25 protein-coding genes and 2 pseudogenes are annotated in these 24,939 nt (G+C 72.3%); 12 read left to right on the top strand and 15 right to left on the bottom strand.

The features are described 5' to 3' along the window. Positions 1-172: 172 nt before the first annotated feature. Together FDO69_RS43075 and FDO69_RS19360 are read left to right on the top strand one after the other, a co-directional pair. Positions 173-289: pseudogene (locus tag FDO69_RS43075) on the top strand (DUF2510 domain-containing protein); the annotation flags it as partial. Between the two features lie 198 nt (positions 290-487). Beyond that, on the top strand, positions 488-1,603 hold the full coding sequence (locus FDO69_RS19360; protein WP_234388000.1) for a hypothetical protein: 1,116 nt from the start codon (positions 488-490) through the stop codon (positions 1,601-1,603). A 150-nt stretch (positions 1,604-1,753) separates the two neighbouring features. On the opposite strand, the gene FDO69_RS19355 is transcribed toward FDO69_RS19360, so the two are convergent. Next, a complete protein-coding gene (locus FDO69_RS19355; RefSeq protein ID WP_104781087.1) occupies positions 1,754-2,362 on the bottom strand; it encodes a TetR/AcrR family transcriptional regulator in 609 nt (202 codons plus the stop codon). Between the two features lie 166 nt (positions 2,363-2,528). On the opposite strand from FDO69_RS19355, the gene FDO69_RS19350 reads away from it, so the two are divergent. After that, complete coding sequence (locus tag FDO69_RS19350) at positions 2,529-3,371, top strand: phosphatase PAP2 family protein (protein WP_104781086.1); 843 nt, start codon at positions 2,529-2,531, stop codon at positions 3,369-3,371. After that, positions 3,368-4,315, top strand: coding sequence for a DMT family protein (locus tag FDO69_RS19345; RefSeq protein WP_104781085.1), 948 nt, complete (start codon positions 3,368-3,370; stop codon positions 4,313-4,315). Before FDO69_RS19350 ends, FDO69_RS19345 begins: the two co-directional genes overlap by 4 nt. Here the strand turns inward: FDO69_RS19345 and FDO69_RS19340 are convergent. Next, positions 4,305-6,356 carry a phosphocholine-specific phospholipase C gene (locus FDO69_RS19340; RefSeq protein ID WP_104781084.1) on the bottom strand — a complete coding sequence of 684 codons (2,052 nt, stop codon included), beginning with the start codon at positions 6,354-6,356 and terminating at the stop codon, positions 4,305-4,307. The two genes, FDO69_RS19345 and FDO69_RS19340, sit on opposite strands and share 11 nt — an antisense overlap. Before the next feature lie 169 nt (positions 6,357-6,525). Between FDO69_RS19340 and FDO69_RS19335 the strand changes: the two genes are divergently transcribed. Further along, positions 6,526-7,809 (top strand): MFS transporter, encoded by a 1,284-nt coding sequence (locus FDO69_RS19335; protein WP_104781083.1) that lies wholly within the window; start codon positions 6,526-6,528, stop codon positions 7,807-7,809. On the opposite strand, the gene FDO69_RS19330 is transcribed toward FDO69_RS19335, so the two are convergent. Then, on the bottom strand, positions 7,788-8,708 hold the full coding sequence (locus FDO69_RS19330; protein ID WP_234387994.1) for a hypothetical protein: 921 nt from the start codon (positions 8,706-8,708) through the stop codon (positions 7,788-7,790). The two genes, FDO69_RS19335 and FDO69_RS19330, sit on opposite strands and share 22 nt — an antisense overlap. A gap of 254 nt (positions 8,709-8,962) precedes the next feature. Beyond that, positions 8,963-9,388, bottom strand: coding sequence for a peptidoglycan-binding protein (locus tag FDO69_RS43070; protein ID WP_170320908.1), 426 nt, complete (start codon positions 9,386-9,388; stop codon positions 8,963-8,965). A gap of 162 nt (positions 9,389-9,550) precedes the next feature. Between FDO69_RS43070 and FDO69_RS19320 the strand changes: the two genes are divergently transcribed. Genes FDO69_RS19320 through FDO69_RS19310 form a run of 3 tightly spaced genes read left to right on the top strand, consistent with a single transcriptional unit; the run spans position 9,551 to position 11,729 of the window. After that, positions 9,551-10,621: an aromatic ring-hydroxylating oxygenase subunit alpha gene (locus FDO69_RS19320; RefSeq protein ID WP_170320907.1), complete on the top strand. Its 1,071-nt coding sequence runs from the start codon at positions 9,551-9,553 to the stop codon at positions 10,619-10,621. After that, complete coding sequence (locus FDO69_RS19315) at positions 10,618-10,797, top strand: hypothetical protein (protein ID WP_104781081.1); 180 nt, start codon at positions 10,618-10,620, stop codon at positions 10,795-10,797. Before FDO69_RS19320 ends, FDO69_RS19315 begins: the two co-directional genes overlap by 4 nt. Further along, complete coding sequence (locus FDO69_RS19310) at positions 10,794-11,729, top strand: PDR/VanB family oxidoreductase (protein WP_104781080.1); 936 nt, start codon at positions 10,794-10,796, stop codon at positions 11,727-11,729. Before FDO69_RS19315 ends, FDO69_RS19310 begins: the two co-directional genes overlap by 4 nt. A gap of 67 nt (positions 11,730-11,796) precedes the next feature. On the opposite strand, the gene FDO69_RS19305 is transcribed toward FDO69_RS19310, so the two are convergent. The 7 genes and pseudogenes from FDO69_RS19305 to FDO69_RS19270 all read right to left on the bottom strand — a co-directional run bounded on the left by FDO69_RS19305 (position 11,797) and on the right by FDO69_RS19270 (position 18,272). Continuing rightward, positions 11,797-12,468: a GntR family transcriptional regulator gene (locus FDO69_RS19305; protein ID WP_104781079.1), complete on the bottom strand. Its 672-nt coding sequence runs from the start codon at positions 12,466-12,468 to the stop codon at positions 11,797-11,799. A 39-nt stretch (positions 12,469-12,507) separates the two neighbouring features. Next, positions 12,508-13,509: a proline racemase family protein gene (locus tag FDO69_RS19300; protein WP_104781078.1), complete on the bottom strand. Its 1,002-nt coding sequence runs from the start codon at positions 13,507-13,509 to the stop codon at positions 12,508-12,510. A gap of 5 nt (positions 13,510-13,514) precedes the next feature. After that, positions 13,515-14,405, bottom strand: a complete 891-nt coding sequence (locus FDO69_RS19295; RefSeq protein ID WP_104781077.1) for a dihydrodipicolinate synthase family protein — start codon at positions 14,403-14,405, stop codon at positions 13,515-13,517. Continuing rightward, on the bottom strand, positions 14,402-15,973 hold the full coding sequence (locus FDO69_RS42050; RefSeq protein ID WP_234387993.1) for an FAD-dependent oxidoreductase: 1,572 nt from the start codon (positions 15,971-15,973) through the stop codon (positions 14,402-14,404). Before FDO69_RS42050 ends, FDO69_RS19295 begins: the two co-directional genes overlap by 4 nt. 121 nt (positions 15,974-16,094) lie before the next feature. Then, positions 16,095-16,391, bottom strand: a pseudogene (locus tag FDO69_RS19280) ((2Fe-2S)-binding protein); the annotation flags it as partial. Continuing rightward, entirely contained in the window at positions 16,388-17,542 is a 1,155-nt protein-coding gene (locus tag FDO69_RS19275) for an NAD(P)/FAD-dependent oxidoreductase (RefSeq protein ID WP_104781075.1), read from the bottom strand. The pseudogene FDO69_RS19280 and the gene FDO69_RS19275, both read right to left, overlap by 4 nt. A 70-nt stretch (positions 17,543-17,612) precedes the next feature. After that, a complete protein-coding gene (locus FDO69_RS19270) occupies positions 17,613-18,272 on the bottom strand; it encodes an MmyB family transcriptional regulator (protein ID WP_167526641.1) in 660 nt (219 codons plus the stop codon). Between the two features lie 238 nt (positions 18,273-18,510). On the opposite strand from FDO69_RS19270, the gene FDO69_RS19265 reads away from it, so the two are divergent. The 3 genes from FDO69_RS19265 (at position 18,511) to FDO69_RS19255 (ending at position 20,134) form a co-directional block, all read left to right on the top strand. Then, positions 18,511-19,170: a helix-turn-helix domain-containing protein gene (locus FDO69_RS19265; protein WP_104781073.1), complete on the top strand. Its 660-nt coding sequence runs from the start codon at positions 18,511-18,513 to the stop codon at positions 19,168-19,170. Positions 19,171-19,202: 32 nt separating this feature from the next. Then, a complete protein-coding gene (locus FDO69_RS19260; protein WP_104781072.1) occupies positions 19,203-19,733 on the top strand; it encodes a toxin-antitoxin system, toxin component in 531 nt (176 codons plus the stop codon). Positions 19,734-19,909: 176 nt separating this feature from the next. Continuing rightward, the gene (locus tag FDO69_RS19255; protein WP_104781071.1) at positions 19,910-20,134 is read left to right on the top strand and encodes a hypothetical protein; all 225 of its coding nucleotides are present in this window, start codon (positions 19,910-19,912) and stop codon (positions 20,132-20,134) included. Positions 20,135-20,173: 39 nt separating this feature from the next. Here the strand turns inward: FDO69_RS19255 and FDO69_RS19250 are convergent, their stop codons facing one another. After that, positions 20,174-20,833 carry a 4'-phosphopantetheinyl transferase family protein gene (locus tag FDO69_RS19250; RefSeq protein ID WP_104781070.1) on the bottom strand — a complete coding sequence of 220 codons (660 nt, stop codon included), beginning with the start codon at positions 20,831-20,833 and terminating at the stop codon, positions 20,174-20,176. Beyond that, positions 20,830-21,690 (bottom strand): metallophosphoesterase family protein, encoded by an 861-nt coding sequence (locus tag FDO69_RS19245; protein WP_104781069.1) that lies wholly within the window; start codon positions 21,688-21,690, stop codon positions 20,830-20,832. The genes FDO69_RS19250 and FDO69_RS19245 overlap by 4 nt, the downstream gene beginning before the upstream one ends. 257 nt (positions 21,691-21,947) lie before the next feature. Between FDO69_RS19245 and FDO69_RS19240 the strand changes: the two genes are divergently transcribed. Continuing rightward, positions 21,948-23,084 (top strand): ATP-grasp domain-containing protein, encoded by a 1,137-nt coding sequence (locus FDO69_RS19240; protein ID WP_104781068.1) that lies wholly within the window; start codon positions 21,948-21,950, stop codon positions 23,082-23,084. A 4-nt stretch (positions 23,085-23,088) separates the two neighbouring features. On the opposite strand, the gene FDO69_RS19235 is transcribed toward FDO69_RS19240, so the two are convergent. After that, positions 23,089-23,607, bottom strand: a complete 519-nt coding sequence (locus FDO69_RS19235; RefSeq protein WP_104781067.1) for a cupin domain-containing protein — start codon at positions 23,605-23,607, stop codon at positions 23,089-23,091. Positions 23,608-23,684: 77 nt separating this feature from the next. Then, entirely contained in the window at positions 23,685-24,935 is a 1,251-nt protein-coding gene (locus tag FDO69_RS19230; RefSeq protein ID WP_104781066.1) for an alpha-L-fucosidase, read from the bottom strand. Between the last annotated feature and the right edge of the window lie 4 nt (positions 24,936-24,939).

Here is a 24,939-nt window from a genome sequence, read left to right as displayed (position 1 = left end):
TGCGGGTCGTCGGTCCGGTGGGGCGGAGGGAGGGTGAGCGCATGCGGGTGATCGGTCCCATGTCCGGCACGTCGTTGGGACGGGTGGCCCGGCGGCCGACGCGAGCGCTGCTGGAACAGCCGGTTCCGACTCCTCTCATGCCTCTTTCACCGACGCCTCATACGGTGGGGGCATGACGCAGGAGACTCCTCCCGGGTGGTACGCCGATCCCGGACAGACAACTGACGGGCCCGCCACCGAGCGCTGGTGGGACGGCCGGACCTGGACGGACCGCATCCGCCCGGCGCAGCCGCCCGCGACCTGGGGTCCCCCCACGGGCCCGGCGTCCGCCGGCTCCGTATCGACGCAGCAGACGGCACCCGACGCGCCGCCCTCCGAGACCCCGGCACCGGCGGAGCATCCGGCTGCCGCCGATGACCGCGACGGGGCCGAGAGGCCGGAACCCGGGCAGACCGCACCAGGAGCCGCAGCTCCGACTACCCCCGAGATACCAAAACCCGGTCCGTCCGACGCCGCGACACCGGCTGCCGCCGGACAGCCGTACGCCGCTGGACAGACCGCCGACGCCGGTACACCGGCTGCCGCCGAAGAGCCGGGAGCTGGACAGCCGACCGGAGCCGGAGCACCGGGAGCAGCCGGGCAGCACCCGGGGGGCTGGGGTTCCGGAGCCGCCGGTCATCCGGGCGCCGCCGGTCAGCCGGGGAGCGGCGCGTATCCGGGGGCCTCCGGGTATGCCGCCTACCCCGCCTATCCGGCAGCGACTCCCGGCAGGAAGGGGCGGCGGCTGCGGATAGGTGCCGCCGTCGCCGCCGCCGTGGTCGTCCTCACCTGCATCGGCGTGGGCGTCTACGCGTTGACGGACGACGGCGGCGGTGGCGGTTCGCCCACCTCGCAGGGGCCCGGCGGGCCGGGCGCCCCCGGAGGTCAGGGCGGACCGTTCGGCGGACCGGGCGGCTCGGGTGGGTCCGGAGAGTCGGGCGGCTCGGGTGGATCCGGAGGGTCCGGAGGCGACGGCGGCGATGGTGGGTCCGGTGGGCAGAGTCCGCGGCCCGAGCAGTCCCAGCCGCCGAAGATCAGGAGCGGGTCGGTGACCGATTCGGTCAGCGGCATCAGTCTGCCGATCCCGAAGGGCTGGTACGGCCAGCAGGCCGACGCCGGTGCGCAGGTGACGTCCGACGACTCCTACAAGTGCCCCGGCGACACCTCCGCGACCTGCACGAGGGGCGGCGCCTACTCGGCCCCGGCCCTGCTGCTCGGCACCAAGGGCGCCACCGCCGAGGAGATCGCGAAGGCGGACATCGCGAAGAACGCCGAGGAGTCCTACGGCGGCAAGTCCTACGGCGGGATCACCTCGCACGACGTGCTCGACTCCAAGGCGGTGACCGTGGCCGGGCAGCAGGGCTACCTGGTCCGTTGGAAGGCCGTCACGAGCAAGGGCGCCGACGGCATCGTGGAGTCGCTCGCGTTCCCGTCCCCCGCCAACGCGAAGCAGATGGTGGTCGTGCGGTTCGGCGTCGACGCGGACCAGAAGGAAGCCGTGCTGGACGACATCACCAAGGGCATCAAGGTGTCGACGGGCAGCGGCAACGGCCAGGACGTCTGACACCCGGCGCCCCGCACACCGGTCGGCCGGGTGGGGCGCCCCATCGCTCACAGGGGCACCCCACCCGGCCGGGGGGTGCGCCGCCCCCGTCCCCACGGGTCGGCGCGGTCGGGTCGCCCGTCCGTCATCCGGCGGACGGCGGCCCGGGTCTCAGGTCAGGCCCAGGGCCGGCAGCACGGCGGCCTCCACGAATCGGACCAGGTAGTCCGGGTCGGCCCACTCGCCCTCCAGGACGGGCCGCACCCGCAGGACGCCGAGCAGCTGTGCCGGGATGTACTCCAGCGCCGGGTGATCGGCGGGCACCTCTCCGCGGTCGACCCCGCGCCGGATGATCTCCTTCAGCGCGGCGATCTCCGGCTCCACCAGCGCCTCGCGCAACGCGCGCTGCAACTCCGGATCCTGGCCGGCGGCGTGGGCGAGGGCCTGCAGCAGCTTGGTGTCCCGGCCGGACAACTCGCCCGCCGCGCGGGCCGCCTCCCGCAGGTCCTCGGCGAGTGAGCCGGTGTCGATGCAGCGCGTCCGCCGGTGCGAGCGCAGGGCCGCCGCCACCAGTTGAGGCTTGGTCTTCCACTGGCGGTAGAGCGTGGACTTGCTGCACCGGGTGCTCGCGGCGACGCCCTCCATGGTGACGGAGTCGTAGCCGCACTCCCCCAGTTGCTCCAGCACGGCGTCGTAGAACTCCTGCTCACGCTCGGGCGTGATCTTGGAGCGGCGCGTGGCACCGAGCGGCTCGGGCCGGTCCGCAGCCTGCGACGTCATGGCGGTGCTCCTGGCTTTCGTCGGGCGGCCGGAAAATTCCCGGTCGGCGGTGTGTCCTACGTCTATCGATACACCAGTGTACCGGTACGCGACCGTATCGGTACACTGACGTATCGGTACGCTCTCGTACCGATAAGAGCACCACCGTCACCGAAGGGGCCGGGGGATGAATGCCCGTACCGAGCCTGCGCCGGCGGGGTCCGACGCGATAGCGCGACCGCCGCTCGTCCGGGAGCTCCTGCTCGTCGCAGGGCTCTTCCTCGTCTACAAGCTCGGCCGGCAGCTGGCCACCGGCCACATCGGCGAGGCGCTCCACAACGCGCACCGGGTGTGGGACTTCGAACGAGCGGTCCATCTCCCCGGCGAGGGAGCGGTGCAGTCCCTGCTGCTGCACGGCGACGGTCTGGCGCACATCGCGAACACCTACTACGCGGCCGTCCACTTCCCCGCCACCGTCGCCTTCCTGATCTGGCTCTACCTGCGCCGGCCGGTCCACTACGTCTGGGCCCGCCGGGTGCTGGCCGCGGTCACGGCCGCCGCACTGGTGCTGCATCTGCTGTTCCCGCTCGCCCCGCCGCGCATGCTGGCCGCGGCCGGCCTGGTCGACACGGCGCGGGTGTACGGGCCGTCGGTGTACGGCGATCCCGCGACGGACTCCCTGTCGAACCAGTTCGCGGCGATGCCGTCGCTGCACTTCGGCTGGGCGCTGATGGTGGCGATCGGCCTGATCGTCGCGACTCGCTCCCGCCGGCGGTGGCTGTGGCTGGCGCATCCGCTGCTGACGCTGCTGGTGATCGTCGGCACGGCGAACCACTACTGGCTGGACGCGATCGTCGCGGCGGCCCTGCTCGGCCTCGCGCTCGCGGTGATCCGGCCCGAGACCCCGTCCAGGGGGACCCCCTTCTCGCTTCGCTCCCGGCACCGCACGGCGAGCACGGCCGGGCGTGCGCAGGGCAGCCTCGTACCGGCGCAGCGGGACGAGCAAGCACTCGCGGGGGCGGGCCGATGAGCGCCGTCGTGATCGCCCTCGCCCTGTCGCTCGTCTCCGCCGTCGCCTACGCCGCCGCCGCGGTCGCCCAGGAGCGGCTCGCCTCCCGCTCCCCGGGAGCGGGCACGCTGCGGCTGCTCGGCAGCGGCGCCTGGTGGGGGTCGGTCGGGCTGAACGCGTCGGCCGCGTTGCTGCACGTCGTCGCCCTCCGGTACGGCCCGCTGACCGTGGTCCAGCCGCTCGGCGCGCTCACCCTGGTCGCGGCGGTACCCATGGGGGCGCGGATGGCGGGACGGCGGGTGAGCGCGGTCGAGTGGAAGGGCACCGCCCTGACCCTCCTGGGACTGGGCGCGGTCCTGGTCACGGCGTCCGGTCCGGCGCCGGACGGTGTGCTGAGCGTTCCCGAGGCGCTGGCGGTGGCGGGCGCCACCGCGGCGTTCATCGGGGTGCTGTCCCGGCCCGGGGCCCGCCCCGGGTTGCGGCACGCGACCGCGTCCGGCCTCGCGTCCGGGGTCGCTTCGGCCCTCACGCAGACGGTGACGGTGGCCGCGACGGACCGGTCCGGCCCGGTGCTGAGTGTTCAGGTGGTCGGCGTGGCCCTGATCGTGGCGGCCTTCGCGGCCGGCGGGCTGGTGCTGTCGCAGACGGCGTACCGGGGCGGCCTGGGCGGCCCCCTCGCGATGGTGACCCTGTCCAACCCGCTGGCCGCCGCGGTGATCGGCCTGTCGTTGCTGGGCGAACGCCTTCAGGGCGGGCCGGCGGGCGTACTGCTCGCGCTCGCGGGAGCGGGCCTCGCGTCCTGGGGCGTGGTGTTGCTGACCCGGACGGCACCCGCGGCGGCCCCGGTCGACGACGACCACCCGGTGGCCGCCGTCCTGGCCCTGGAGCCCGGCTCGGCCACGCCCGAACCGGCTCTGGTGCCCCGGCCGCACGATCCGGGGCACCTCACTCCCGCTACGCGGTGATGATCGCCGGGTCGCTCACCCCCGGCTGCCCGTTCTCGACGTGCCCGGCGAACCGCCGCAGGAACGCCTTGTCGCCCTCGGCGGTGACGGTCAGGTCGTACCAGCGGTGGCCGGCGGCGAGTTCGACGGTCCGGCACACCTTCGCGCCGGGGCGGACGGTGACGGTCGCGGGCCGGCCGCCGTAGGCGTCGGTGAGCTTCAGACGGGCCGTTCCGGATCCCCTGTTCGTGAAGGTCAGCTCGATGTCGTCGCCGGTGTGGCGGGCGGTGACCTCGCAGCCGGCCGCCCTGTTCGAGCCCTTGAAGACGCGCACGAAGCCGTTCGGGCCGTGCACGGTCAGGTCGTAGGAGCCCCCGGAGTACGCCGGGTTCCAGGTGTCGGAGAGCGTCTTGCCGGCCTCGGTGGTGTACATCCAGGGGCCGTCGGTGCGGTTGCCCGAGGTGACATGGAAGGCGCCGCCGGCCTTCGCGCCGGAGGCGAAGGTGAGCGTGAGCTTCCCCGCCGCGGTGTCGACCGAGGCGTCCACGTGCGGGGCGTACTTCAGCGGCCGGGAGCGGCGCAGGCCGCGCTCCTGCCGGGGCATGCGCGGGTCGGCGGGCGGGACCGGCTTGTAGTCGGGGTGGCGTTCGCGGTCCTGCGGCTCGTACGCGTCCGTGCCGGGCAGCGGGGCGGGACGCGCGTCCTTGCGGGAGAAGTCGAACGCGGACGTCAGATCACCGCAGATGGCGCGTCGCCAGGGCGAGATGTTGGTCTCGCGGACGCCGAAGCGGCGCTCCATGAAGCGCAGGATCGAGGTGTGGTCGAGGGTCTCGGAGCAGACGTAGCCGCCCTTGCTCCAAGGGGAGACGACCAGCATCGGCACCCGGGGGCCGAGACCGTAGGGGCCTGCCGTGTTCTTGCCGTCGCCCGGGAAGAGGTCGAGGGAGACGTCGACGGTGGACAGACCGCGCGAGGCGTCCTTCGGGGGCAGCGGCGGCACCACGTGATCGAAGAAGCCGTCGTTCTCGTCGTACGTGATGAACAGGGCGGTCTTGGACCAGACCTCCGGGTTGGAGGTGAGGGCGTCGAGGACCTGCGCGATGTACCAGGCGCCGTAGTTCGAGGGCCAGTTGGAGTGCTCGGAGAAGGCCTCGGGGGCGGCGATCCAGGAGATCTGCGGCAGCTTGCCGGCCTTCACGTCGGCGCGCAGCAGGTCGAAGTAACCCTCGCCGGCCTTGGCGTTCGTACCGGTGCGGGCCTTGTCGTACCAGGGGTCGCCGGGCTTGGCGTCCCGGTACGTGTTGAAATACAGCAGCGAGTTGTCGCCGTAGTTGCCGCGGTAGGCGTCCTGGATCCAGCCCCAGGAGCCCTGGGCGTCGAGGCCGTCGCCGATGTCCTGGTAGATCTTCCAGGAGATGCCGGCCTGCTCCAGGCGCTCGGGGTAGGTCGTCCAGCCGTAGCCGAGTTCGTCGTTGCCGAGGACGGGGCCGCCGCCGGTGCCGTCGTTGCCGGTGTACCCGGACCACATGTAGTAGCGGTTGGGGTCGGTGGAGCCGATGAACGAGCAGTGGTAGGCGTCGCAGACGGTGAAGGAGTCGGCGAGGGCGTAGTGGAAGGGGATGTCCTCGCGGGTCAGGTACGCCATGGTCGTGGTGCCCTTCGCGGGCACCCACCGGTCGTACTTGCCCCCGTCGTAGGCCTGGTGGCCGTCGGGCCAGGAGTGCGGCAGGCCCTCCAGGAACTGCATGCCGAGATCGTCGGCGTCCGGGTGGAAGGGCAGGATCTCCTTGCCGTCCTTCTCCTGGTGCCAGACCGGTTTGCCGTTGTCAAGGGTGACGGGGCGGGGGTCGCCGAAACCGCGGACGCCTCGCAGGGTGCCGAAGTAGTGGTCGAAGGAACGGTTCTCCTGCATGAGGACGACGATGTGCTCGACGTCCTCGATCGACCCGGTGCGATGGTTCGCCGGAAGGGCGGCGGCACGCTGGATGCTGGCGGACAGGGCGCTGAAGGCCGTGGTGGCACCCGCGAGTTGAAGAAAGCGGCGCCGGTTTACTTCGGACATGAAGGACAGACCTCTCATCCTGAGGTGCGGGATGGCCGGAACGTGACGGAATCTGCGCGGAAGGAGTGTTTCAGGGACACCAAACGCCAAGGAAGGGGCACGTGACACTCGTGTGAAAGTCGCCGGTACGGAGGGTGTGCCGGGGCGTTGTCAGGGGAGGGTGAGGGGCGTGACAGAGACGCAGACGGTTTCCCCGCCGACGAAACGGCCCGTTCGCCAGCTCCTCGCCGCCTCGGTCGGCAACGCGGTGGAGTGGTACGACTGGTACGCCTACACGTTTCTGGCCACCTACATAGCCGCGCAGGTCTTCCCGAAGAGCGCGGACAGCTCGCTGGTGCCGCTGCTGTCCACGTTCGCGGTGTTCGCGGTGGGGTTCTTCATGCGGCCGGTGGGCGGTCTGCTGATGGGCGCGGTCGCGGACCGGCACGGGCGGCGGGCCGCCCTCACGGTCACCATCCTGCTGATGGGCGGCAGCAGCCTGCTGGTCGGGCTCACCCCGACCTACGCGGCCGCGGGTGTCCTGGCGCCGGTGGTCCTCGTCCTCGCCCGGCTGTTGCAGGGACTGTCCGTGGGCGGCGAGTTCGCGGCCTCCACGACGTTCCTGGTGGAGTCGGCTGGGCCCGGCCGGCGCGGGCTGTTCTCCAGCTTCCAGTACGTGTCGACGACGGTGGGGCAGCTGATCGCCTCCGGCATCGCCACCCTGCTCGTGGACACGCTGAGCGACGGGCAGATGAACGGCTGGGGCTGGCGGGTGCCGTTCGTGCTCGGGGCCGTGCTGAGCCTGGTCGGGTTCTGGATCCGGCAGGGCGCACAGGAGACGCGCAGCGCGGAACAGCAGCAGGCCCCGCGCCCCGGCCTGTTCGAGGCGCTGCGCCGGCATCCGCGCGAGTCGCTGCTCATCGGCGGCATCACGGCGGGCGGCACCATCGCCTACTACACATGGACGTCGTACCTGCCGACGTACGCCGAACTCAACGCCGGCGTCGAGAAGGCGGACGCGCTGCTCGCGGGCACGATCTCACTGGCGTTCTTCGCCCTGCTGCAGCCGCTCGGCGGTCTGCTCTCGGACCGCTTCGGCCGCCGCCCCCTGCTGCTCTTCTTCGGCCTGGGCTTCGCGCTTCTCGCGGTGCCCCTGCTGCACACCCTGAGCGACTCGTTCGCCGTGCTGCTGCTCGTGCAGTGCGCGGGCATGGTGCTGCTGACCGGGTTCACCTCGATCAGCGCGGCCGTGAACGCGGAGATCTTCCCGCCCCGGGTCCGCGCGGCGGGCATCGGCTTCCCCTACTCCCTGACGGTGGCCCTCTTCGGCGGCACGGCCCCGTACGTGGGCACGCTGTTCAAGGAGCAGGGGCACTCGGGACTGTTCCCGTGGTACGTCGCGGTGATCTGCCTGGTGTCGTCGGTGGTGTACCTGCGTCTGCCGGAGACGGCTCACGGACCGCTGCGGCGGTGACGCGGTGCGCCGTCGGGGGTCGGCTCGTCCTCCGCGTCGCTCTCGTGCGGCGCGTCGTGCGGTCCCGCGCCGTTGGGCGACCCGGCGGCGGGAGTCGGCAACCCTTCCCTGACAGTGACTTTCTCAGGGTTGATCACGGCGTCGGTGGTCTGGCGCACCTCCGACAGCGTCGTCTGGGCGCGATCGTCGACGAACCGGGTCACCAGGTGCTGCGCGGCACCGAAGGCCGCAGCCCAGGCGAGGACCTGCGCCCTGCTGTCGAGGTCGCTGAGCCCGGGGACGAAGGCACCCCGGATCAGCAGCAGTCCGAGGAAGGCCGAGAGCGCACCGGTGGGGAGCTTCAGCACCGCGGAGGCCAGGGGCAGCATGTAAGGGGCGTCGGTGCCCCGGATGCGGCGCAGTGAGGCGATGACGGTGAGGGCGGCGCCGGCGAGTCCGGCGATCTCGACGGTGAGGATGTCCGTCGGGCCGGCCAGTCTGCTCGGGTCGGTGTCGGCCGGCTGCTTGTGGTACTCGGCGGTGGGACACACAACGGTGAGGGTGTCTCCGGAACCGCCCTGGGGAGAGAAGCACAGGCTCAGCGAACCGGGTGAGAGCCACCCGTAGAGAGCCAGGCTCACCACCCCGATCAACACGAGGACCGTCGCGGCACAGAGGATGTTGCGCAGGCTGCGCACCCGTGCCAGTTCGTCGTCCAGGCTGCTGTACGCGGCGTCGAGCGCCCGGGCCATGAGATCCCGGTCGCTCGCGGTGATGTCGCCGGAGATGACGGAACGCAGGCGCAGGGCGAGCCGGACGCGCCGCGGATCGTCGGCGTCCAGATGATCCTTGACCAGGGCCATGACCTCACTGGCGCGGCCCGCGATTTCCTCGTCGGAAACCAGTTGAATCAGCAACACCTCGGCATTGCGGATATTCGAGCACACGCCTTCACGGGCCGCCGATCCCGACCACAGCCACCGCCATCCGAAATCCTCGTCGGCAGCCCCGCGCGCCTTTTCCAGATGGCCCCGCATCCCTTCGATGAGGGCCCTCCGGTCGCCCGCGTCCCGCCTGGCGCTCTCGTGCTCCAGTTCCGCCTCGAGATAAGTGATACGAGCCCGGGCCCGAGCGCGCCAGGCCGTCCGCGGAGGCCGGCCCGACGCGATCCCGATCACTCGAAGACGGCGGGTACGTGAAGCCTCTCCCAGGACTTCCGGCCCGGCGTGCCGTCGGCGTCGTGGCCTGTGAATCCGAGCTTGCGCTGCCACATCGCGTACGACTTCCGGTCCGCCTCGCTCCACTGGGAGTCGGGCCCGCCGGCGTACGCCGAGCACTCCTCCTCGATGAGGCGGAAGCCCATGGCCTCGATGACCGGGCTCGTCACGGAGGACTGGAAGAAGTCGGCGCCCGGGAACGGCTCGAACTCCCCGTGCATGTCCGGTGCGGCCACACGGATCCGCTGACCGGGATGGATGATGTCAGGATTTTCGATCTGGGGATTCCACTCGAGAATCTGGTCGAGCGTCACATGATGCGTGGACGCGATCTTTATGAGGGTGTCACCGCGCTTGACCACATAGAACTGTGTCTTTTCCATATGACCAGATTAAGCGGATTATCCGTGATGAAAAAATCGGGAATTCCGTTGCGCTTTCACTTTTTGATGCGGCAACCGCTTCCGTCTGACGGAAGGCCCGTTGCGGCGCCGAAAGCTCCACCCCGACGATGGCGCCACGACCAGAGACGGGAGTCAGCGCCCATGCCTCACATGACCGCCTTCGCCAGGAACCAGTGGTACGTCGCCGCCTACAGCCACGAGGTGGGGCGGGAGTTGCTCGGCCGGACGATCCTCGGGGAGACGCTCGTGCTCTACCGGACCGAGGAGGACGGTACCCCGGTCGTTCTGCACGACCGCTGTGTGCACCGCCGTTACCCGCTGTCCGAGGCGCCGACGCGGCTCGACGGGGACCGGATCGTGTGCGGGTACCACGGGTTCACCTACGACACGTCCGGTACGTGCGTGTACGTGCCCGGGCAGAAACGGGTGCCGCGCACCGCCCGGGTCGCCTCCTACCCGGTCGTCGAGCTGGACTCGCTGATCTGGGTGTGGATCGGCGACCCGGCGCTCGCCGACCCGCAGACCATCCCCCGGGCCCGGCACCTCGACTCCCCCGGCTGGGTCACCGTGCGCGGCATGGAGCCCATCGACTGCGACTACGGGCTGCTCGTCGACAACCTCCTCGACCTGTCCCACGAGACGTATCTGCACGGCGGTTACATCGGCACCCCCGAGGTCGCCGAGACGCCGATCACCACCGAGGTCGACGAGGGCGCCGGGATCGTCCGGGTGAGCCGGCACATGGACGACGCCGCGTGCCCGCCGTTCTACGCCAGGTCGACCGGCATCGAGGGCCGCATCACCCGCTGGCAGGACATCGAGTACCACGCCCCCTGCCTGTATCTGCTGCACAGCCGTATCGCCCCGGTCGGGGTGCTGCCCGAGGCGGACGGCAGCGACCCGAACGGCTTCCACACCGAGATCACCTACGCGATCACACCCTCCGGCGACGGCACGGTGTACGACTTCTGGGCGGTCTCCCGCGACTGGGCGACCGACGACACCGAGGTCACCGAGTTCCTGCGGGGCAACAACCACACGGTGGTGATGCAGGACGTCACCGCGCTCAACCTGCTGCAGAAGACCCTCGGCACCGAACGCACCGGCTACCAGGAGCTGAGCATCAACATCGACACCGGTGGTCTGGCCGCCCGCCGCATCCTCGCCCGGCTGGTGGAACAGGGCGAGAAGCCCGTGGAGAAGGTCCGGTGACCGCTCCCACCGGCGAGGTCTACCGCATCGCCTGGCTGCCAGGCACCGACACCCTGCACGGCACGTGCCACTGCGGCCGTGAGCACACCGCGCAGGACCCCGTCGAGATGTGGGAGTGGATGCTCGCCCATCCGCAGGGGCACCTTGTCGACGCATCACGAGGAACCAGTTCATGAGCCTTTACGAGTCCGAACTCGTCATCGAGCGCAGGGAGTTCGCTGCCGATGACGTGCTCGCCCTCACCCTGCGCCATCCGCTGGGCGAGCCGCTGCCGGCATGGGAACCGGGCGCCCACGTCGACGTCCTGCCGGCGCCCGGTCTGGAGCGGCAGTACTCGCTGTGCGGCGACCCGGCGGACCGGTCGGCCTGGCGGATCGCGGTGCTGCGCGAGCGCCCCGGGCGGGGCGGTTCGGCCCATGTGCACGAGCAGTTGGGCGAGGGCGGCAAGGTGCGGGTGCGCGGGCCCCGGAACAACTTCCGTCTGGAGCCCGCTCCCCGGTACCGCTTCGTCGCGGGAGGCATCGGCATCACGCCGATCCTGCCGATGCTGGCGGCGGCCGAGGCGACCGGCGCCGACTGGACGCTGCTGTACGGCGGGCGCACCCGCGGGTCCATGGCCTTCGTCGAGGAACTCGGCCGCTACGGGGACCGCGTGACGATCGCGCCCGAGGACGAGTCGGGCCTGCTGGACCTGCCGTCCGTGCTGAACGACGTCCCCGAGGGCACCCTCGTCTACTGCTGCGGTCCCGGGCCGCTGCTGGACGCGGTCGAGGCCCGGTGCCCGTCGGGGGTGCTGCGCGTCGAGCGGTTCCGGCCGAAGGAGCAGGAGAGCGACGGCGGCACCGCGTTCGAGGTGGAGCTCGCGCAGAGCGGACGAACACTCACCGTCGCGCCGGAGGTGTCCGTGCTCGACGCCGTGCGCGCCGCCGGAATCGAGGTGCTGTACTCCTGCACCGAGGGCACCTGCGGCACATGTGAGACCGACGTCCTCGACGGCGAGCCGGACCACCGGGACTCGGTGCTGACCGAGGACGAGCGGGCGGCCGGCGAGACCATGATGATCTGCGTGTCCCGCTGCCGTGGGAAGCGGCTCGTCCTGGATCTGTGAAAGCGCCCGCCCTGTCAGCCCGCCCTGTCCGCCCGCCCTGTCAGCCGGGCCTGTCAGCCGGGCCTGTTCAGGGCGCGGCCCACAGGCCCCGGACATGCCCGAGGTGCCGGGCCATCACGGCGCGTACGGCCTCCTCGTCGCGGGCGAGCAGCGCGTCCAGGATCTCCAGGTGCTCCTCGGCCGAAGCCTCCAGCCGCCCCTGTTCCACGAGCGCCGTCAGGCCGTAGAGCCGGGAGCGGCGTCTGAGGTCGCGTACGACGTCGACGAGGTGGCCGTTGCCGGCGAGGGCCAGCAGGCCGAGGTGGAAGCGCAGGTCAGCTTCGACGTAGGCGATGAGGTCACCGGCCGCGGCGGACGTGACGATCTCCTCGGCGACCGGGCGGAGCGCCTCCAGGGCCACCGGGTCGGCGGTGCCGGCCAGTTCCGCCGTGGTGGGGATCTCGATCAGCGCCCGGATGTGGGTGTACTCGTCGAGCTGCCGCTCGGAGACGGCGGTGACCCGGAAGCCCTTGTTGGGCACGGTGTCGACCAGGCCCTCCTTGGCCAGGTCGAGCATGGCCTCGCGCACCGGTGTGGCGGAGACGCCGAAGCGGGCGGCCAGACCCGGGGCCGAGTAGACCTCGCCGGGCCGGAGTTCACCGGCGATCAGGGCGGCCCGCAGCGCGTCCGCGACCCGCTCCCGGAGACTGGGCTTCCTGCTGCCCAGCACGGGCAGGGCGGGGGTGTGCTGCGGAGCCATGACGGTCGGGGTTCCTCTCGGGTGCGCTTGCGGGGGTGCCTACAGGACGAACCCCGCCGGGAACGGGTCCTCGGGGTCGAGCAGGTACTGGGCGGTGCCGGTGATCCAGGCGCGGCCGGTGAAGCTGGGCAGCACGGCCGGGCGGCCGGCGACCTCGGTCGTGCCGAGCAGTCTGCCGGTGAAGCGGGTGCCGATGAAGGACTCGTTCAGGAACTCGGTGTGCAGCGGGAGTTCGCCGCGTGCGTGCAGCTGGGCCATGCGCGCACTGGTGCCGGTGCCGCAGGGCGAACGGTCGAACCAGCCGGGGTGGATGGCCATGGCGTGCCGGGAGTGGCGGGCCGTCGAGCCCGGGCCTGCCAGGTAGACGTGGTGGAGGCCGCGGATGGAGGAGTCCTCGGGGTGGACGGGCGGGTCCTCGGCGTTGACGGCGGCCATGAGGGACAGGCCCGCGGCGAGGATCTCGTCCTTGCGGGACCGGTCGAAGGGCAGACCGAACCGCTCCAGCGGCAGGATGGCGTAGAAGTTGCCGCCGAACGCGAGGTCGTACGTCACCGTCCGGCCGTCGGGGAGGGTGACCTTGCGGTCGAGGCCGACGGCGAAGGAGGGGACGTTGCGCAGGGTGACCGCCCGGGCCGCACCGTCCTCGACCGCCACCTCGGCGACGACGGGGCCCGCCGGGGTGTCGAGCCGGATGGTGGTGACCGGCTCGACGACCTCGACCATGCCGGTCTCGACCAGCACGGTCGCCACGCCGATGGTGCCGTGCCCGCACATCGGCAGATAGCCGGAGACCTCGATGTAGACGACGCCCCAGTCGCAGTCGGGCCGGGTCGGCGGCTGGAGGATCGCGCCGCTCATGGCGGAGTGGCCGCGCGGCTCGTTCATCAGCAACTGCTTGATGTCGTCGCGGTGTTCGCGGAACCACAGCCGTCGCTCGTTCATGGTGGCACCCGGGATGGTGCCGATGCCGCCGGTGATCACGCGGGTCGGCATGCCCTCGGTGTGCGAGTCGACGGCGTGCAGGACGAGTGTGCTGCGCATGGTCCTCAGCTCAATCCGGCCGCGACGGCCTTCTCGGTGGCGGCCCGGACGGCGGCCTCCTGCTCGGGCAGCAGCGGCACCCGCGGCGGGCGGCAGGGGCCGCCGTGACGGCCGACGAGGTCCATGGACAGCTTGATGGCCTGGACGAACTCCACCCGGGAGTCCCAGCGCAGCAGCGGGTGCAGTTGCCGGTACAGGGGCAGGGCGGTGTCCAGGTCGCCGCCGACGGCGGCCCGGTACAACTCGACGGACGAACGGGGCAGGGCGTTGGGGTAGCCCGCCACCCAGCCCTTGGCGCCCGCCACGGCCAGCTCCAGCAGCACGTCGTCCGCGCCGATCAGCAGGTCGAGTTCCGGGGCGAGTTCGGCGATCCGGTAGGCCCTGCGCACGTCTCCGGAGAACTCCTTCACGCCCTGGATGTGCCCTTCGCCGTGCAGCCGGGCGAGCAGCTCGGGCACGAGGTCGACCTTGGTGTCGATCGGGTTGTTGTACGCGACGACCGGCAGGCCCGCCCGGGCGACCTCGGCGTAGTGGGCGAGGACGGCACGCTCGTCGGCGCGGTAGGCGTTCGGGGGCAGCAGCATCACCGCGCGGCAGCCGGCCTCGCCTGCCTGCTCGGCCCAGCGGCGGGACTCGGCGGACCCGTAGGCGGCGACGCCGGGCATCACGCGCTCCCCGCCGATCGCGGCGACGGCCGTCTCGACGACCCGGGCCCGCTCCTCGGGTGTGAGCACCTGGTACTCGCCGAGGGAGCCGTTGGGTACGACGCCGTCGCAGCCGTTGTCGACGAGCCAGGCGCAGTGCTCGGCGTACCGGTCGTGGTTCACCGAGAGGTCGTCGTTCAGCGGAAGCGCGGTGGCGACGAGGACGCCGCGCCAGGGGCGGTGTTCGGTCATGACTGTCCCTCCTGGGGGTGTTGCCGGGCGAGGACGCCGAGCGGCACGGGACGGGCGAACGGGCGTTTGGCCGGGGTGGGTGCGCAGCCTGCGAGGGCGGCGACCGCGGTGCCGCACATCCGGCCCTGGCACCAGCCCATCCCGGCCCGGCTGAGCAGCTTCACGGTGCGTTCGTCGCCCGCCCCGAGGTCCAGGGCCTCGCGCACGGCCCCTGCGGTGACCTCCTCGCAGCGGCAGATCACGGTGTCGTCGGTGATCTGCTCCGGCCAGTGCACGGGAGGCGCGTAGGCGGATTCGAGGGCGGCGGCGGATCGCGCGAGCCTCGTACGGGCCTTGAGGGCGGCGGGCGCCGGGCCGAGGACTGTGCCCGGCGGATGGGCGGCGGGCTCCGGGCCGGGGGCGGTGCCTGGCGGATGGACGACGGAGGGCTCCGGGGCGGGGGCGGTGCCTGGCGGGTAGACGACGGAGGGCCCCGGGGCGGGGGCGGTGTCGTGCAGGTGGATGACGGAGGGCCCCGGGGCGGGGGCGGTGTCGTGCAGGTGGACGACGGAGGGCTCCGGGGCGGGGGCGGTGTCGTGCAGGTGGGCGGCGGCGGAGCAGCCGGCGATGTGCCCCTCGGCGAGGGCGAGGGCGGCACCGCCGATGCCGGTGGCCTCGCCGGCCGCCCACACACCGGGCACGTTCGTGCGCTGCTCGGGGTCGACGGCCACGGTGAGCCCGTCGAGACGGCAGCCGAGGCTCTCCGCGAGGTCGGTGTGCGGGAGCATGCCGTGGCCGGTGGCGAGGGTGTCGCAGGGCAGGTGCCGCTCGGTGCCGGGCCGGACACGGCCCTGGGCGTCGAGCGCGGCGACCGTGACGCCGGTCAGCCCATCGTCGCCGTGGGCGCGGACGACGGTGTGGCGGGTGAGGACCGGGACGCGGTGGCGTAGCAGCCGGGCGGCGTGTCCGGCGCCCTCGGTGAGCTTGCCGGCCAGGGCCGGGGCGTGACGGGCGAGGCGCCGGGGGGCTGCCGACTCGACGAGTGCGGCGACCTCGACGCCGGCTGCGGCGAGCCCGGTCGCCACGGGCAGCAGCAGCGGCCCGGTCCCGGCCACGACGGCTCGACGCCCGGGCACCACCAGGGCGCCCTTGAGCATGGCCTGGGCTCCCCCGGCCGTGACGACGCCCGGGAGGGTCCAGCCCGGGAAGGGCAGCACCTGCTCGTAGCCACCGGTGGCCAGGAGCACGGCGCGGGCGTGCACCTCGGCGGGCTCCTGCTGGTCCGGCCCGAGCAGGGCGTGCACGGTGAAGCCGTCCGGGGTGCGCTCCACGCTCCAGACATGGTGGTCCGTCAGAGCACGTACGGCACTGGCGGCGAGCCCGTCCCGCAGCCGCTCCCAGGTCCGCCACCGGTGGTGCAGCGCCTCGGGCCGCCCGGCGCCGAGTGCGGCGGCGGGCTGCCGGTAGAACTGCCCGCCGGGCTGCGTCGCGGCGTCGACGAGCGCGACCCGTACGCCGCGCGCGGAGGCGGCCAGGGCGGCGGCGAGCCCGGCCGGTCCGGCGCCGATCACAGCGAGGTCAGTCCGCATGCCGCACCTCCGCGTCCCCGGTTCCGTCCGGCGTGCCGCTCAGGTCCCCGCGGTGACCGGGCCCACCCGGCGCACCCCTCACGTCCCCGTGCTGACCGGCCCCACCCGGCACGCCTCTCACGTCCCCATGGCCCGTTCCGTCCTGCGTGGTGATCGTGTCCCCCGGCCGCGCCGGCACCAGGCAGGCGCGTTGGTTGGGGCGGTCGTTGACGGTCACCAGGCAGTCGAAGCAGACGCCGATCCCGCAGAACACCCCGCGCGGACGGCCCTCGCCGCGTGTGGCACGCCAGGACGTGACGCCCGCCGCCCACAGCACGGCGGCGACCGTCTGTCCGGGCAGGGCGCGGACCGGCCGCCCGTCGAACGTGACCGTGAAGGCGGGGCCCGGTGCGGCCCCCGCCAGTTCCAGCGGGTTCACTCGGCCTCCTCGGTGAAGCGGTCGGGCCGGAACGGGCCGAGATCCAGGTCGGGCGTCCGCCCGGCCAGCACCTGGGCGATCAGATGCCCGGTACCGGTGGCCAGTCCGATGCCCGCGCCCTCGTGCCCGCAGGCGTGGAAGAGCCCGGGCGCCCTCGGGTCGGCGCCGATCGCGGGCAGATGGTCCGGCAGATACGGCCGGAAGCCGGCGTAGGTCCGCATCGCCCGGACTCCGGCCAGGAAGGGGAAGAGCCCGGTCGCCCCGGCCGCCAGCGCGCGCAGCGCCGGGAGCGACAACGACCGGTCGAAGCCCACCCGTTCGCGGCTGGCGCCGATGAGGACCGGTCCGGCCGGGGTGCCCTCGACCACGGGGGAGGTCTGCAGCGCCGCCGAGTCGCTGGCGACGTCGGCCACGTAGTCGGCGGCGTACACCTTGTGCCGGATGCGGGGCGGCAGCGGCTCGGTGACCAGGACGAACCCCCGCCGGGGCAGGACGGGCAGGGACACTCCGGCGCGGGCCGCCACCTCGCCGCCCCAGGTACCGGCCGCGTTGACCACCGCGGGGGCGTGGAGGTCGCCTCGGTCGGTCCGTACGCCGCACACCGCACCGTCCGGTCCGCGCAGGACTCCGGTCACCTCCCGGCCGGTGAGCACCCGGGCCTTCGAGGCGCGCAGCAGGTGCGCCGCCGCGAGGGCGGGCATCACCTGGGCGTCCTGCGGGTAGTGCACGCCGCCCGCGAGGCCGGGGGTCAGGTACGGCTCCAGGTCGGTGAGCCGGTCGGGCGGCACCGGGACCGCCTCGACGCCCGCCGCGCGCTGCTCGGCCGCGAGTTTCTCCAGCCCGGCCAGTGCCCGGTCCGTGCCGGCGACGACGACACCGCCCTTGGCCTCGTACTCGACGGCCCTGCCCAGCCCCTCCCGGGCGAGGTCGGCCCACAACCGGGCGGACAGCAGGGCCAGTTCGAGCTCGGGTCCGGGTTCCTTGTCGGAGACGAGGAGGTTCCCCTCGCCCGCTCCGGTCGTCCCGCCGGCCACCGGGCCCCGGTCCACCACGACGGCGTCCAGGCCCGCGCGGGCCGCGTACAGGGCGGCGGCGGCGCCGACCACTCCGGCTCCGACCACCACGACATCGCAGGTCAGCGACTCGCTCACGCCAGTACCATGTCACACATCACACGGACCGGGAAGGGCGCCGACACGGCGGGCGGACACCCGGCGGCGGTCAGTCGGCCGCGGGGACGACCCTCAGGTGGGAGGCGGTACGGCGGGTGCGGCGCTCCCGGGACGCGGAGCGGCGGGCCTCGCGCAGGACGAACGTGACCCGGGCGCAGCCCAGTTCTTCGAGCGTCCTGGACGTCTCGACGACGACCCGGCACTCCATGGCGCCGCGGTGCGGGTCCGGGTGCAGCAGCGGCCGCAGGGCACCGTCCTGCTCGACGGCGCCCTCGCCGACCGCGCGGATCCAGTGCGGCAGGCCGTGCCGGTATGCGGCCTCCATGATCGGGTCCTGAGCGATGTCGCGACGGACGGCCTGCAGCCCGTGGTCGGGGCCGTGGCTCTCCACGGTCCGTGCGAAGTGCGCGAGCATCGGCAGGCACCAGCTCGCCTCGTGATCGCCGAGCACGGTGGGGGCGTCGGGGTGGAAGAGGACGAACCTGAGGAAGTTGTCGCCCGGCATCGCCGTCGGGTGCGGGCCGATCTCACGGAAAAGTGACCGGAAGGCGCCGTTGGTGAGCACCACGTCCCAGCAGTGGTCGACGACGAGCGCGGGGAAGGAGACACCCTCCAGAAGCCCGGCGTAGTCCTCCAGGTAGGCCTGTGCCTCGGGAGTCTCGGGGAGGGACCGCGGTGCCGGCCGCTGCCCTCCTGCCTGATATGCCATCGGGAGGTCACCCCTCTTGCCTGTGCGGCCTTGACGCGGCGCCCCGATCCTGCTGCCCCGAGCTGAGGCGTGTCAACTATCGTGGCATTCCATGTCTGTTGACGGCTGAAATTGGCCACAGTTGTGGCGAGACCTGGATGTGAGTTCGAACCACCGGCTACGCTCCGGGAAGTTCACGCCGGGGTAGGTCACGGCATCCACTTGTGAGAAGCCTGTGAGATACGTAGGAGATCTGTCGGTGACGGGTGGCTTCGTCGAAGGTCCGGGCGTCACGCCGACGGCCGTGCTGCCGGCTGTCGTCTCCCGTGTCGGCGCGCTCGCCGACCGGCTCGGCGTGCCGCACGCCGAGGTCTTCGACATCGGCCGGCTGTCCGTCGCCTCCGGCGTCCCGGAGCCGGTGGTGAAAGCCCTGCTGTGCGGCAGGCCCGCGGGCGAGCCCGATGTGCAGGCCCGGTTCCTGCAGCGGCTGGACCTGTTGCGCCGGACCCGGCTCAAGCCCAACGGCCGCAAGTACACCCAGCAGGAGATCGCCGACGGCGCCGGCATGTCCCGGCAGCAGGCCGGCGCTCTCATCAACGGCGACCGACGGCCGACCATGGAGCACTGCGACGCCCTCCAGCGGTTCTTCCGGGTGCACGCCGGCTTCCTGACGGCCGAGGACCCCGAGGCGCTCGTGAGCGCCCTCCAGCACACCGAGCAGGATCTTCTGCAGAAGCTCGCCGACCGTGAGCGGCAGGCGGCCGCGGCACAGGACGACCCGCTGGAGCGGCTGCTGCAGGACCACGGCGTGCGCGGCATCGCCTGGCGTGCCGCGCAACTGCCCACCGACCAGCACCGCGACAAGGTCGCGGAGTGGCTGGACATGCTCCTGGAGAGCGTCAAGCGGCCCGAGTCGTGACCGTGGGGAGAACTGTGGGCATCGGTAGGGAAATGCGCCGTCTGTGCGGCGAGCTGGTCGCGGAGCTGACCCTCCCCGCGCCGGCTCGGCCCGAGGAGCTGTACGCCGCCCTGTGCGACGGCATGAGCAGACGCCGCGGCCGCCCCGTGCGTTTCCGCACGGCCGCGTTCCCGCCCGGGACCGCCAGCGGGCTCTGGCTGGACATGGCCGAGCAGGACCTCGTCGTGATCGAGGAACGCACCGCTCCCGATCACCAGTTGGTGATCCTTGGTCATGAGCTGTGGCACATGAAGGCAGGGCACTGCTCCCACCATGTCGAGGGCGCGGCCGTCGCGGCCAGGCTGCTCGACGACGGGGCCGACCTCCAGGCCACCGTGCTGAAGGTCGCCGCGCGCACCCGTTTCGACCTCGACGACGAGCGGGAGGCCGAGAGCTTCGGCCTGCTGCTCGCCAGCAAGTGCCGGGCGTGGCTGGCCGGTTCCTCCTCGCGGGGGCCGGTGCAGCGGGACCATCTGGCGGGGCGGATCGAGGCGTCGCTGGGGTACCGCGGACCGCAGGGCTGACGGGCCGCACAGCGCGCAACGCGGTGCGGCCCGCCTCCGCCGAGCGGGCGAACCGGAGGGCGGCGGGACCGGATTGTCAGTGGTGGGCGGCAAGCTGGAGGTGCGCCACCGCTGTGCGGGGCGTACGCGCCGCGAGGGCGCGGGACCGACGACGCCGACACGGGGAGAACCGACCGATGCCCACCGCCGTTCTGACCGATCGTGAACGCACCGCCGTCCAGGCCTATCTGCGGCTGCTGCACACCGTCCGCGCCGCCTTCGACCTGGAGGGCAGCCCGCCGCTCGTCCCGCCCGCGGTGCTCGCCGAGGCGGAGCAGGCCCTGGAGCGCGCCGGACTGACCGGCAACGAGGAGGCGTTCTTCCGTCTCCTGGAGAACTGGTGTCCCAAGCCCGGCCCCTGACCGGGCTTGGGACACCCGGGCGAGTGCCGGGGAGCGGGGTCAGGTGTGCGGTACGGCGATCGCCGTCGCGATCAGGCCCCGTCCCACCGTCCAGCGCCCGTCGAAATGGCCGAGGCGGCGGGCGCCCACCCAGGGCCCGGGGACGAGCAGCTCCGCGCGGAAGGTGCCGTCGGCGGTGAGCTCGATGTCGGCCTCCATGAAGTCCAGCCACTTCCCGGTGAGGGGGAACCACGCCTTGTAGACGGACTCCTTCGCGCTGAACAGCAGCCGGTCCCAGTGCACGTCGGGGCGTTCGGCCGCGAGCCGTCGCAGCCGGTCCGCCTCGGCCGGCAGGGACACGGCCTTCAGGACACCTTCGGGCAGCGGACCGTGGACCTCGGCGTCGATACCGAGCGACGCCAGGTCGGTGGCGCGGACCAGCGCGGCGGCGCAGTAGCCGTCGCAGTGGGTCATGCTGCCGGTCAGCCCGGCCGGCCAGCCGGGGGCGCCGCGTTCCCCGGGCAGGATCGGCTGCGGCTCGACGCCCAGCTTCGCCATGGCTCGGCGGGCGCAGGAGCGCACGACGGCGAACTCCCTGCGCCGCTTGTCGACCGCCCGTGTCAGGAGGGCCTCCTCCTCGGGGTACAGCGGGGCGTCCGCGTCCTCGTACCCGTACGCCTCGACGCCGACCACCGTCTGAGGCAGCAGGTCCTCGATCACCGCTGTTCGCCCTCCCCCGGCAGGATCCGTCGCAGCCGCCCCGGCGGCCGGGACCGCTTGCTCCACTCGCGTGGATAGCCCACCGACACCTCCTCGAAGCGCACGCCCTCGTGCACGGTGGTGCGGGGGATGTGCAGATGGCCGTAGACCATGGTGTGCACGCGGAACCTGCGGTGCCAGTCGGCGGTCAGGTTCGTGCCGCACCACATGGCGAACTCCGGGTGCCACAGCACGTCCATCGGGTGCCGGTGCAGCGGGTAGTGGTTGACCGGGATCACCGGCAGGTCGCCGGGCAGTTCGGCGAGTCGGCGTTCGGTCGCGGCGACGCGGGCCCGGCACCAGGCCTCCCGGCTCGGGTACGGGTCGGGGTGCAGCAGGAACTCGTCGCTGCACACGATCCCGGTGCCCTGCGCGTACTCCAGGCCCTGCTCCTTGCTGGTGCAGCCGGCCGGCAGGAACGAGTAGTCGTACAGAAGGAACAGCGGGGCGACGGCGACCGGGCCGCCGGGGCCCTCCCAGACGGGGTAGGGGTCCTCCGGTGTCGTCACGCCGAGTTCGCGGCACATCTCGACCAGGTACTCGTACCGGTCGACGCCGCGCAGGGTGACGGCGTCGCTCGGATGGGTCCACAGCTCGTGGTTGCCGGGCACCCAGACGACCTTGCGGAAGCGGCCCGCGAGTGTCTTCAGGGCCCAGCGGATGTCCACCACGGTCTCCGCGACGTCCCCGGCGACGAGCAGCCAGTCGTCGTCCGTGCCGGGCCGCATGTCCTCGACCAGGGCGCGGTTCTCCGGGTAAGCGATGTGCAGATCGCTGATGGCCAGCAGTTGTGCGGCGCCATCCGCCGTCGACGTCACCTCTGGCCCCCTTAGCGCACCCCGGACGTCACCAAGAGATCACATCCGTGCGACGGGGGGCAAGAGCGACCCGGGGGCCGTGGCCGGAGAATTCCTTCACACGCGCGTTGCACGAGGGGGCTCGCCGAAGCCGTATGATCTGGCCCAACACCACCGCTACGAACTTCCCTTTCACAGGGGCGGTTTGGTGTCCCTCCATTCTCCTGCCCGGGCACGGGCTGCTCAGCCCTGCCCGCGAACCGTGAAAGGCGGCCTGCATGGTCTCTCGCGTACGCGTCTGGCTCAACCGCACGTACGCGGAGAACGTGTTCTTCATGGATCAGCTGCGGAGGAATCCCAGCGACCGGGCGGTCGAGATCCATGCCACGCACGGCGACCCCGACTCGCCGGTGCTGGCCGCCGCCGACACCGCCGAGCTGGAGCCCGAGAACCTCTCCCCCGCCGGGTACGTCGAGTACGCGCTGGACCAGTGCGCGCGGCGGGGCATCGACGTGTTCGTGCCCCGGCTGCACCAGTCGGGGATCGTGGCGCACCGCGCCGAGTTCGAGGCGGTCGGCACGGCGGTGCTGGCGCCGCCGCCCGAGGCCGTGGCCGTCTTCCACGACAAGGTGATCGCCTATGAGGCGGTCCAGGCGATCGGTGTGCCGGTGCCGCCGTGGTACCGGGTCCGTTCGGAGGACGAACTCGTCGCGGCGGTCGAGGAGTTGGAGGCGGGCGGGCACAAGGCGTGCTTCAAGCCGGCGTCCGGGGCCGGCGGGGTGGGCTTCCGCGTGATCACGCGTACGCCCTTCTCGCTGACGCATCTGAGCGGGTTCCCCAGCCCGTACGTGCCGCTCGATCTCGTCCTGGAGGCGCTGCGACAGGGTGAGGAGCCGGTGGACTGGCTGGTGATGCCGCGGCTCGAGCAGCCCGAGGTGTCGGTCGACTGCCTGACCGGCCCGGACAACCGGGTCCGGCTGGCGGTGGGCCGCACCAAGAACGGCCGCCGCCGGGGCTTCACCCTGCACGAGCAGTGGCTGGAGCCGGCCCGGCGGATCGCCGAGGGCTTCGGGCTGCACTACCTGTCCAACATCCAGTTCCGGATGTTCGGCGACCGGCCGGTGCTCATGGACGTCAACACGCGCCCGGCCGGCGGACTGCACCAGCTGTCCCAGTGCGGTGTCAACGTCCCCTGGGCCGCCGTGCAGCTGGCGCTCGGCGAGGACCCGGGCGAGATGGTCCCGCCGTTCCTGGGCCAGGACTACACGGTGGTGTCGGGCCCGCGTCCGCTCCGGCCGGTGTCGCTGCCGCAGCAGCGGCCCGAGACGACGGAGCCGCTCCCGGCGGTACCCGCGCCCGCCGCGGCCGAGCAGGCCGACGCCGTCGGGGCGGCGGCTCAGGCGCTGCGACTCTGAGGCCTCAGAGCCTGGCAGCGAGCGCTTCGAGCCACACCGGGCTGTCGACGTAGTGGTTGTCGAAGCGTTCCGAGGAGTCCTTGATCTCCTGCGGGTCGGCCTCGCCGCGCATCACCCGGCCCAGGAGCCGTAGGTAGTCGAAGCGTCCCGCGCCCGGGGTGAAGACGAACAGCACGTCGGCCGTCGCACCGGGCGCGGCGGCGAAGGCGTGCGGGGTGTGCGGCGGCACCAGCAGGAAGTCGCCGGCTTCCAGGACGGTGATCTCCTCACCCACCAGCACCTGGAGCGCACCGTCGATGACGTAGAACATCTCGGACGCCTTGGTGTGCAGGTGGGCGGGGGCGCCGATGGCACCTTCGGCGAACGCCGACCGGTAGCTGGTGAGCCGGCCGCCGGTGTCGCAGGAGTCGGCCAGGAGGGTCATCACGCTGCTCGGGTCCCGCGTCGTCTCGGCTCCGGTGGCGCGGGTGAGAAGCGGTGCGAAAGTGCCGGTGTCTGCCGTCTTGTTCTCTTTCGTCGTCATGACAATGACCCTACGGAGCCGGGCGACCCACGGCAGGGGGCATTCCGGGGCCGGAATCGTGGGTCAATTCGGCGCCGTCAGAAGCGGCCTCCGCCCCGGTACAGCTCCAGTTCTCCTTCCAGTTCGACGGCCAGCACCGTGGCGTGCGGGTCGAGGTCCGAGGCCGACGGGGGTTCGATCCAGAGGATGCCGGGTGTCTCGTGGAGGCCGCCGGTGACGCGATGGGCCAGTTCCGTGCCGCTGCCCAGGACCGAGACGCGGCGGACCTTGCTGAGCAGACCCCGGACGTTGATCTCGGCGCGCGGGGCGTCGAAGAGGGTCAGGTAGAGGGTGCGGCGGTCCTTGGAGAGGGTGCTCGGGCCGTAGTGGTGGCCCGGCGGGAGTCCGCGTACGGTGCCGTACACGGCTTCGGCGTGCCGGGCGATCCAGTCGCCGAGCCCTTCCAGCCGCCGCGCCTGTTCGTCGGTGATCGTGCCGTCCTCCCGCGGGCCGACGCTGAGCAGCAGGTTGCCTCCGCCGCCGATGGTCTCGGTGAAATAGCGGATCAGCTGGTCGACGGACTTGTGGTTCTGGTCGTGATGCTGGTGCCCCCACGAGTCGTTGATCGTGAGGCACAGCTCCCAGGGGCCCTCCGGCGGAATGACGGGGGCGCCCTGCTCGGGGGTGGCGTAGTCGCCCTCGCTGAGCATGCGCGCGTTGAGGACGACGTCCGGCACCTCGGAGCGGATCAGGGCGGCCAGTTCGGGGATGCGCCACTGCTCCTCGCTGCGGTCCCACTCGCCGTCGAACCACAGCAGGTCGGGCCGGTAGCGGTGGGTGAGTTCGCGGATCTGGCCGTCGCGGTAGGCGAGGAACCTCTCCCAGGCCTGGAGGTCCTCGAACTCGGCGGCGACCTCCGAGTAGCGGTTGTCCTCCAGCTCGGGCGGGCGGCCGGGCTTGCGGGTGGAGGCGTAGTCGGGGTGGTTCCAGTCGGAGTGGGAGTAGTAGAGCCCGACCCGGAGGCCCTGCTCGCGCAGGGCCTCGGCGTAGCCGCCGATCAGGTCACGGCCCACGTTCAGGTCGCCGTACGCGGTGTCCCACAGGGCGACCCCGTCGTGGTGACGGCTGGTCAGGACGGCGTACCTGGCGCCGGCCCGCGCGAAGAGCCTCGCCCAGTCACGCGGGTCGTAGCGGGCGGCCGTGAACCGGTCGAGCTGGGACATGTACCGGTCGTGCGGAACGATGTCGTCGTAGAACGACCAGGACTCCTGGACGCCGTCGACGGCGTAGATGCCCCAGTGGACGAAGATGCCGAGCTTGGCGTCCTCGAACCACGGCTGCATGGCCATGAGG

It is taken from the genome of Streptomyces tibetensis (genome assembly GCF_007655005.1).
GTDB classification, from domain to species: Bacteria; Actinomycetota; Actinomycetes; order Streptomycetales; family Streptomycetaceae; genus Streptomyces; species Streptomyces tibetensis.
The sequence above is the reverse complement of the archived record's forward strand: the minus strand, read 5'-3'. Positions and strand labels throughout refer to the sequence as shown.

Bases quoted from the DNA above. Each gene is read 5' to 3' on its own strand.
- FDO69_RS19345 (WP_104781085.1), top strand. From the start codon at position 3,368: ATGAGCGCCGTCGTGATCGCCCTCGCCCTGTCGCTCGTCTCCGCCGTC.
- FDO69_RS19240 (WP_104781068.1), top strand. From the start codon at position 21,948: ATGGTCTCTCGCGTACGCGTCTGGCTCAACCGCACGTACGCGGAGAAC.
- FDO69_RS19320 (WP_170320907.1), top strand. From the start codon at position 9,551: ATGCCTCACATGACCGCCTTCGCCAGGAACCAGTGGTACGTCGCCGCC.
- FDO69_RS19355 (WP_104781087.1), bottom strand. From the start codon at position 2,362: ATGACGTCGCAGGCTGCGGACCGGCCCGAGCCGCTCGGTGCCACGCGC.
- FDO69_RS19300 (WP_104781078.1), bottom strand. From the start codon at position 13,509: ATGCGCAGCACACTCGTCCTGCACGCCGTCGACTCGCACACCGAGGGC.
- FDO69_RS19295 (WP_104781077.1), bottom strand. From the start codon at position 14,405: ATGACCGAACACCGCCCCTGGCGCGGCGTCCTCGTCGCCACCGCGCTT.
- FDO69_RS19235 (WP_104781067.1), bottom strand. From the start codon at position 23,607: ATGACGACGAAAGAGAACAAGACGGCAGACACCGGCACTTTCGCACCG.
- FDO69_RS19260 (WP_104781072.1), top strand. From the start codon at position 19,203: ATGCGCCGTCTGTGCGGCGAGCTGGTCGCGGAGCTGACCCTCCCCGCG.
- FDO69_RS19230 (WP_104781066.1), bottom strand. From the start codon at position 24,935: ATGGCCATGCAGCCGTGGTTCGAGGACGCCAAGCTCGGCATCTTCGTC.
- FDO69_RS43070 (WP_170320908.1), bottom strand. From the start codon at position 9,388: ATGGAAAAGACACAGTTCTATGTGGTCAAGCGCGGTGACACCCTCATA.
- FDO69_RS42050 (WP_234387993.1), bottom strand. From the start codon at position 15,973: ATGCGGACTGACCTCGCTGTGATCGGCGCCGGACCGGCCGGGCTCGCC.
- FDO69_RS19340 (WP_104781084.1), bottom strand. From the start codon at position 6,356: ATGTCCGAAGTAAACCGGCGCCGCTTTCTTCAACTCGCGGGTGCCACC.
- FDO69_RS19270 (WP_167526641.1), bottom strand. From the start codon at position 18,272: ATGGCATATCAGGCAGGAGGGCAGCGGCCGGCACCGCGGTCCCTCCCC.
- FDO69_RS19305 (WP_104781079.1), bottom strand. From the start codon at position 12,468: ATGGCTCCGCAGCACACCCCCGCCCTGCCCGTGCTGGGCAGCAGGAAG.
- FDO69_RS19255 (WP_104781071.1), top strand. From the start codon at position 19,910: ATGCCCACCGCCGTTCTGACCGATCGTGAACGCACCGCCGTCCAGGCC.
- FDO69_RS19310 (WP_104781080.1), top strand. From the start codon at position 10,794: ATGAGCCTTTACGAGTCCGAACTCGTCATCGAGCGCAGGGAGTTCGCT.
- FDO69_RS19350 (WP_104781086.1), top strand. From the start codon at position 2,529: ATGAATGCCCGTACCGAGCCTGCGCCGGCGGGGTCCGACGCGATAGCG.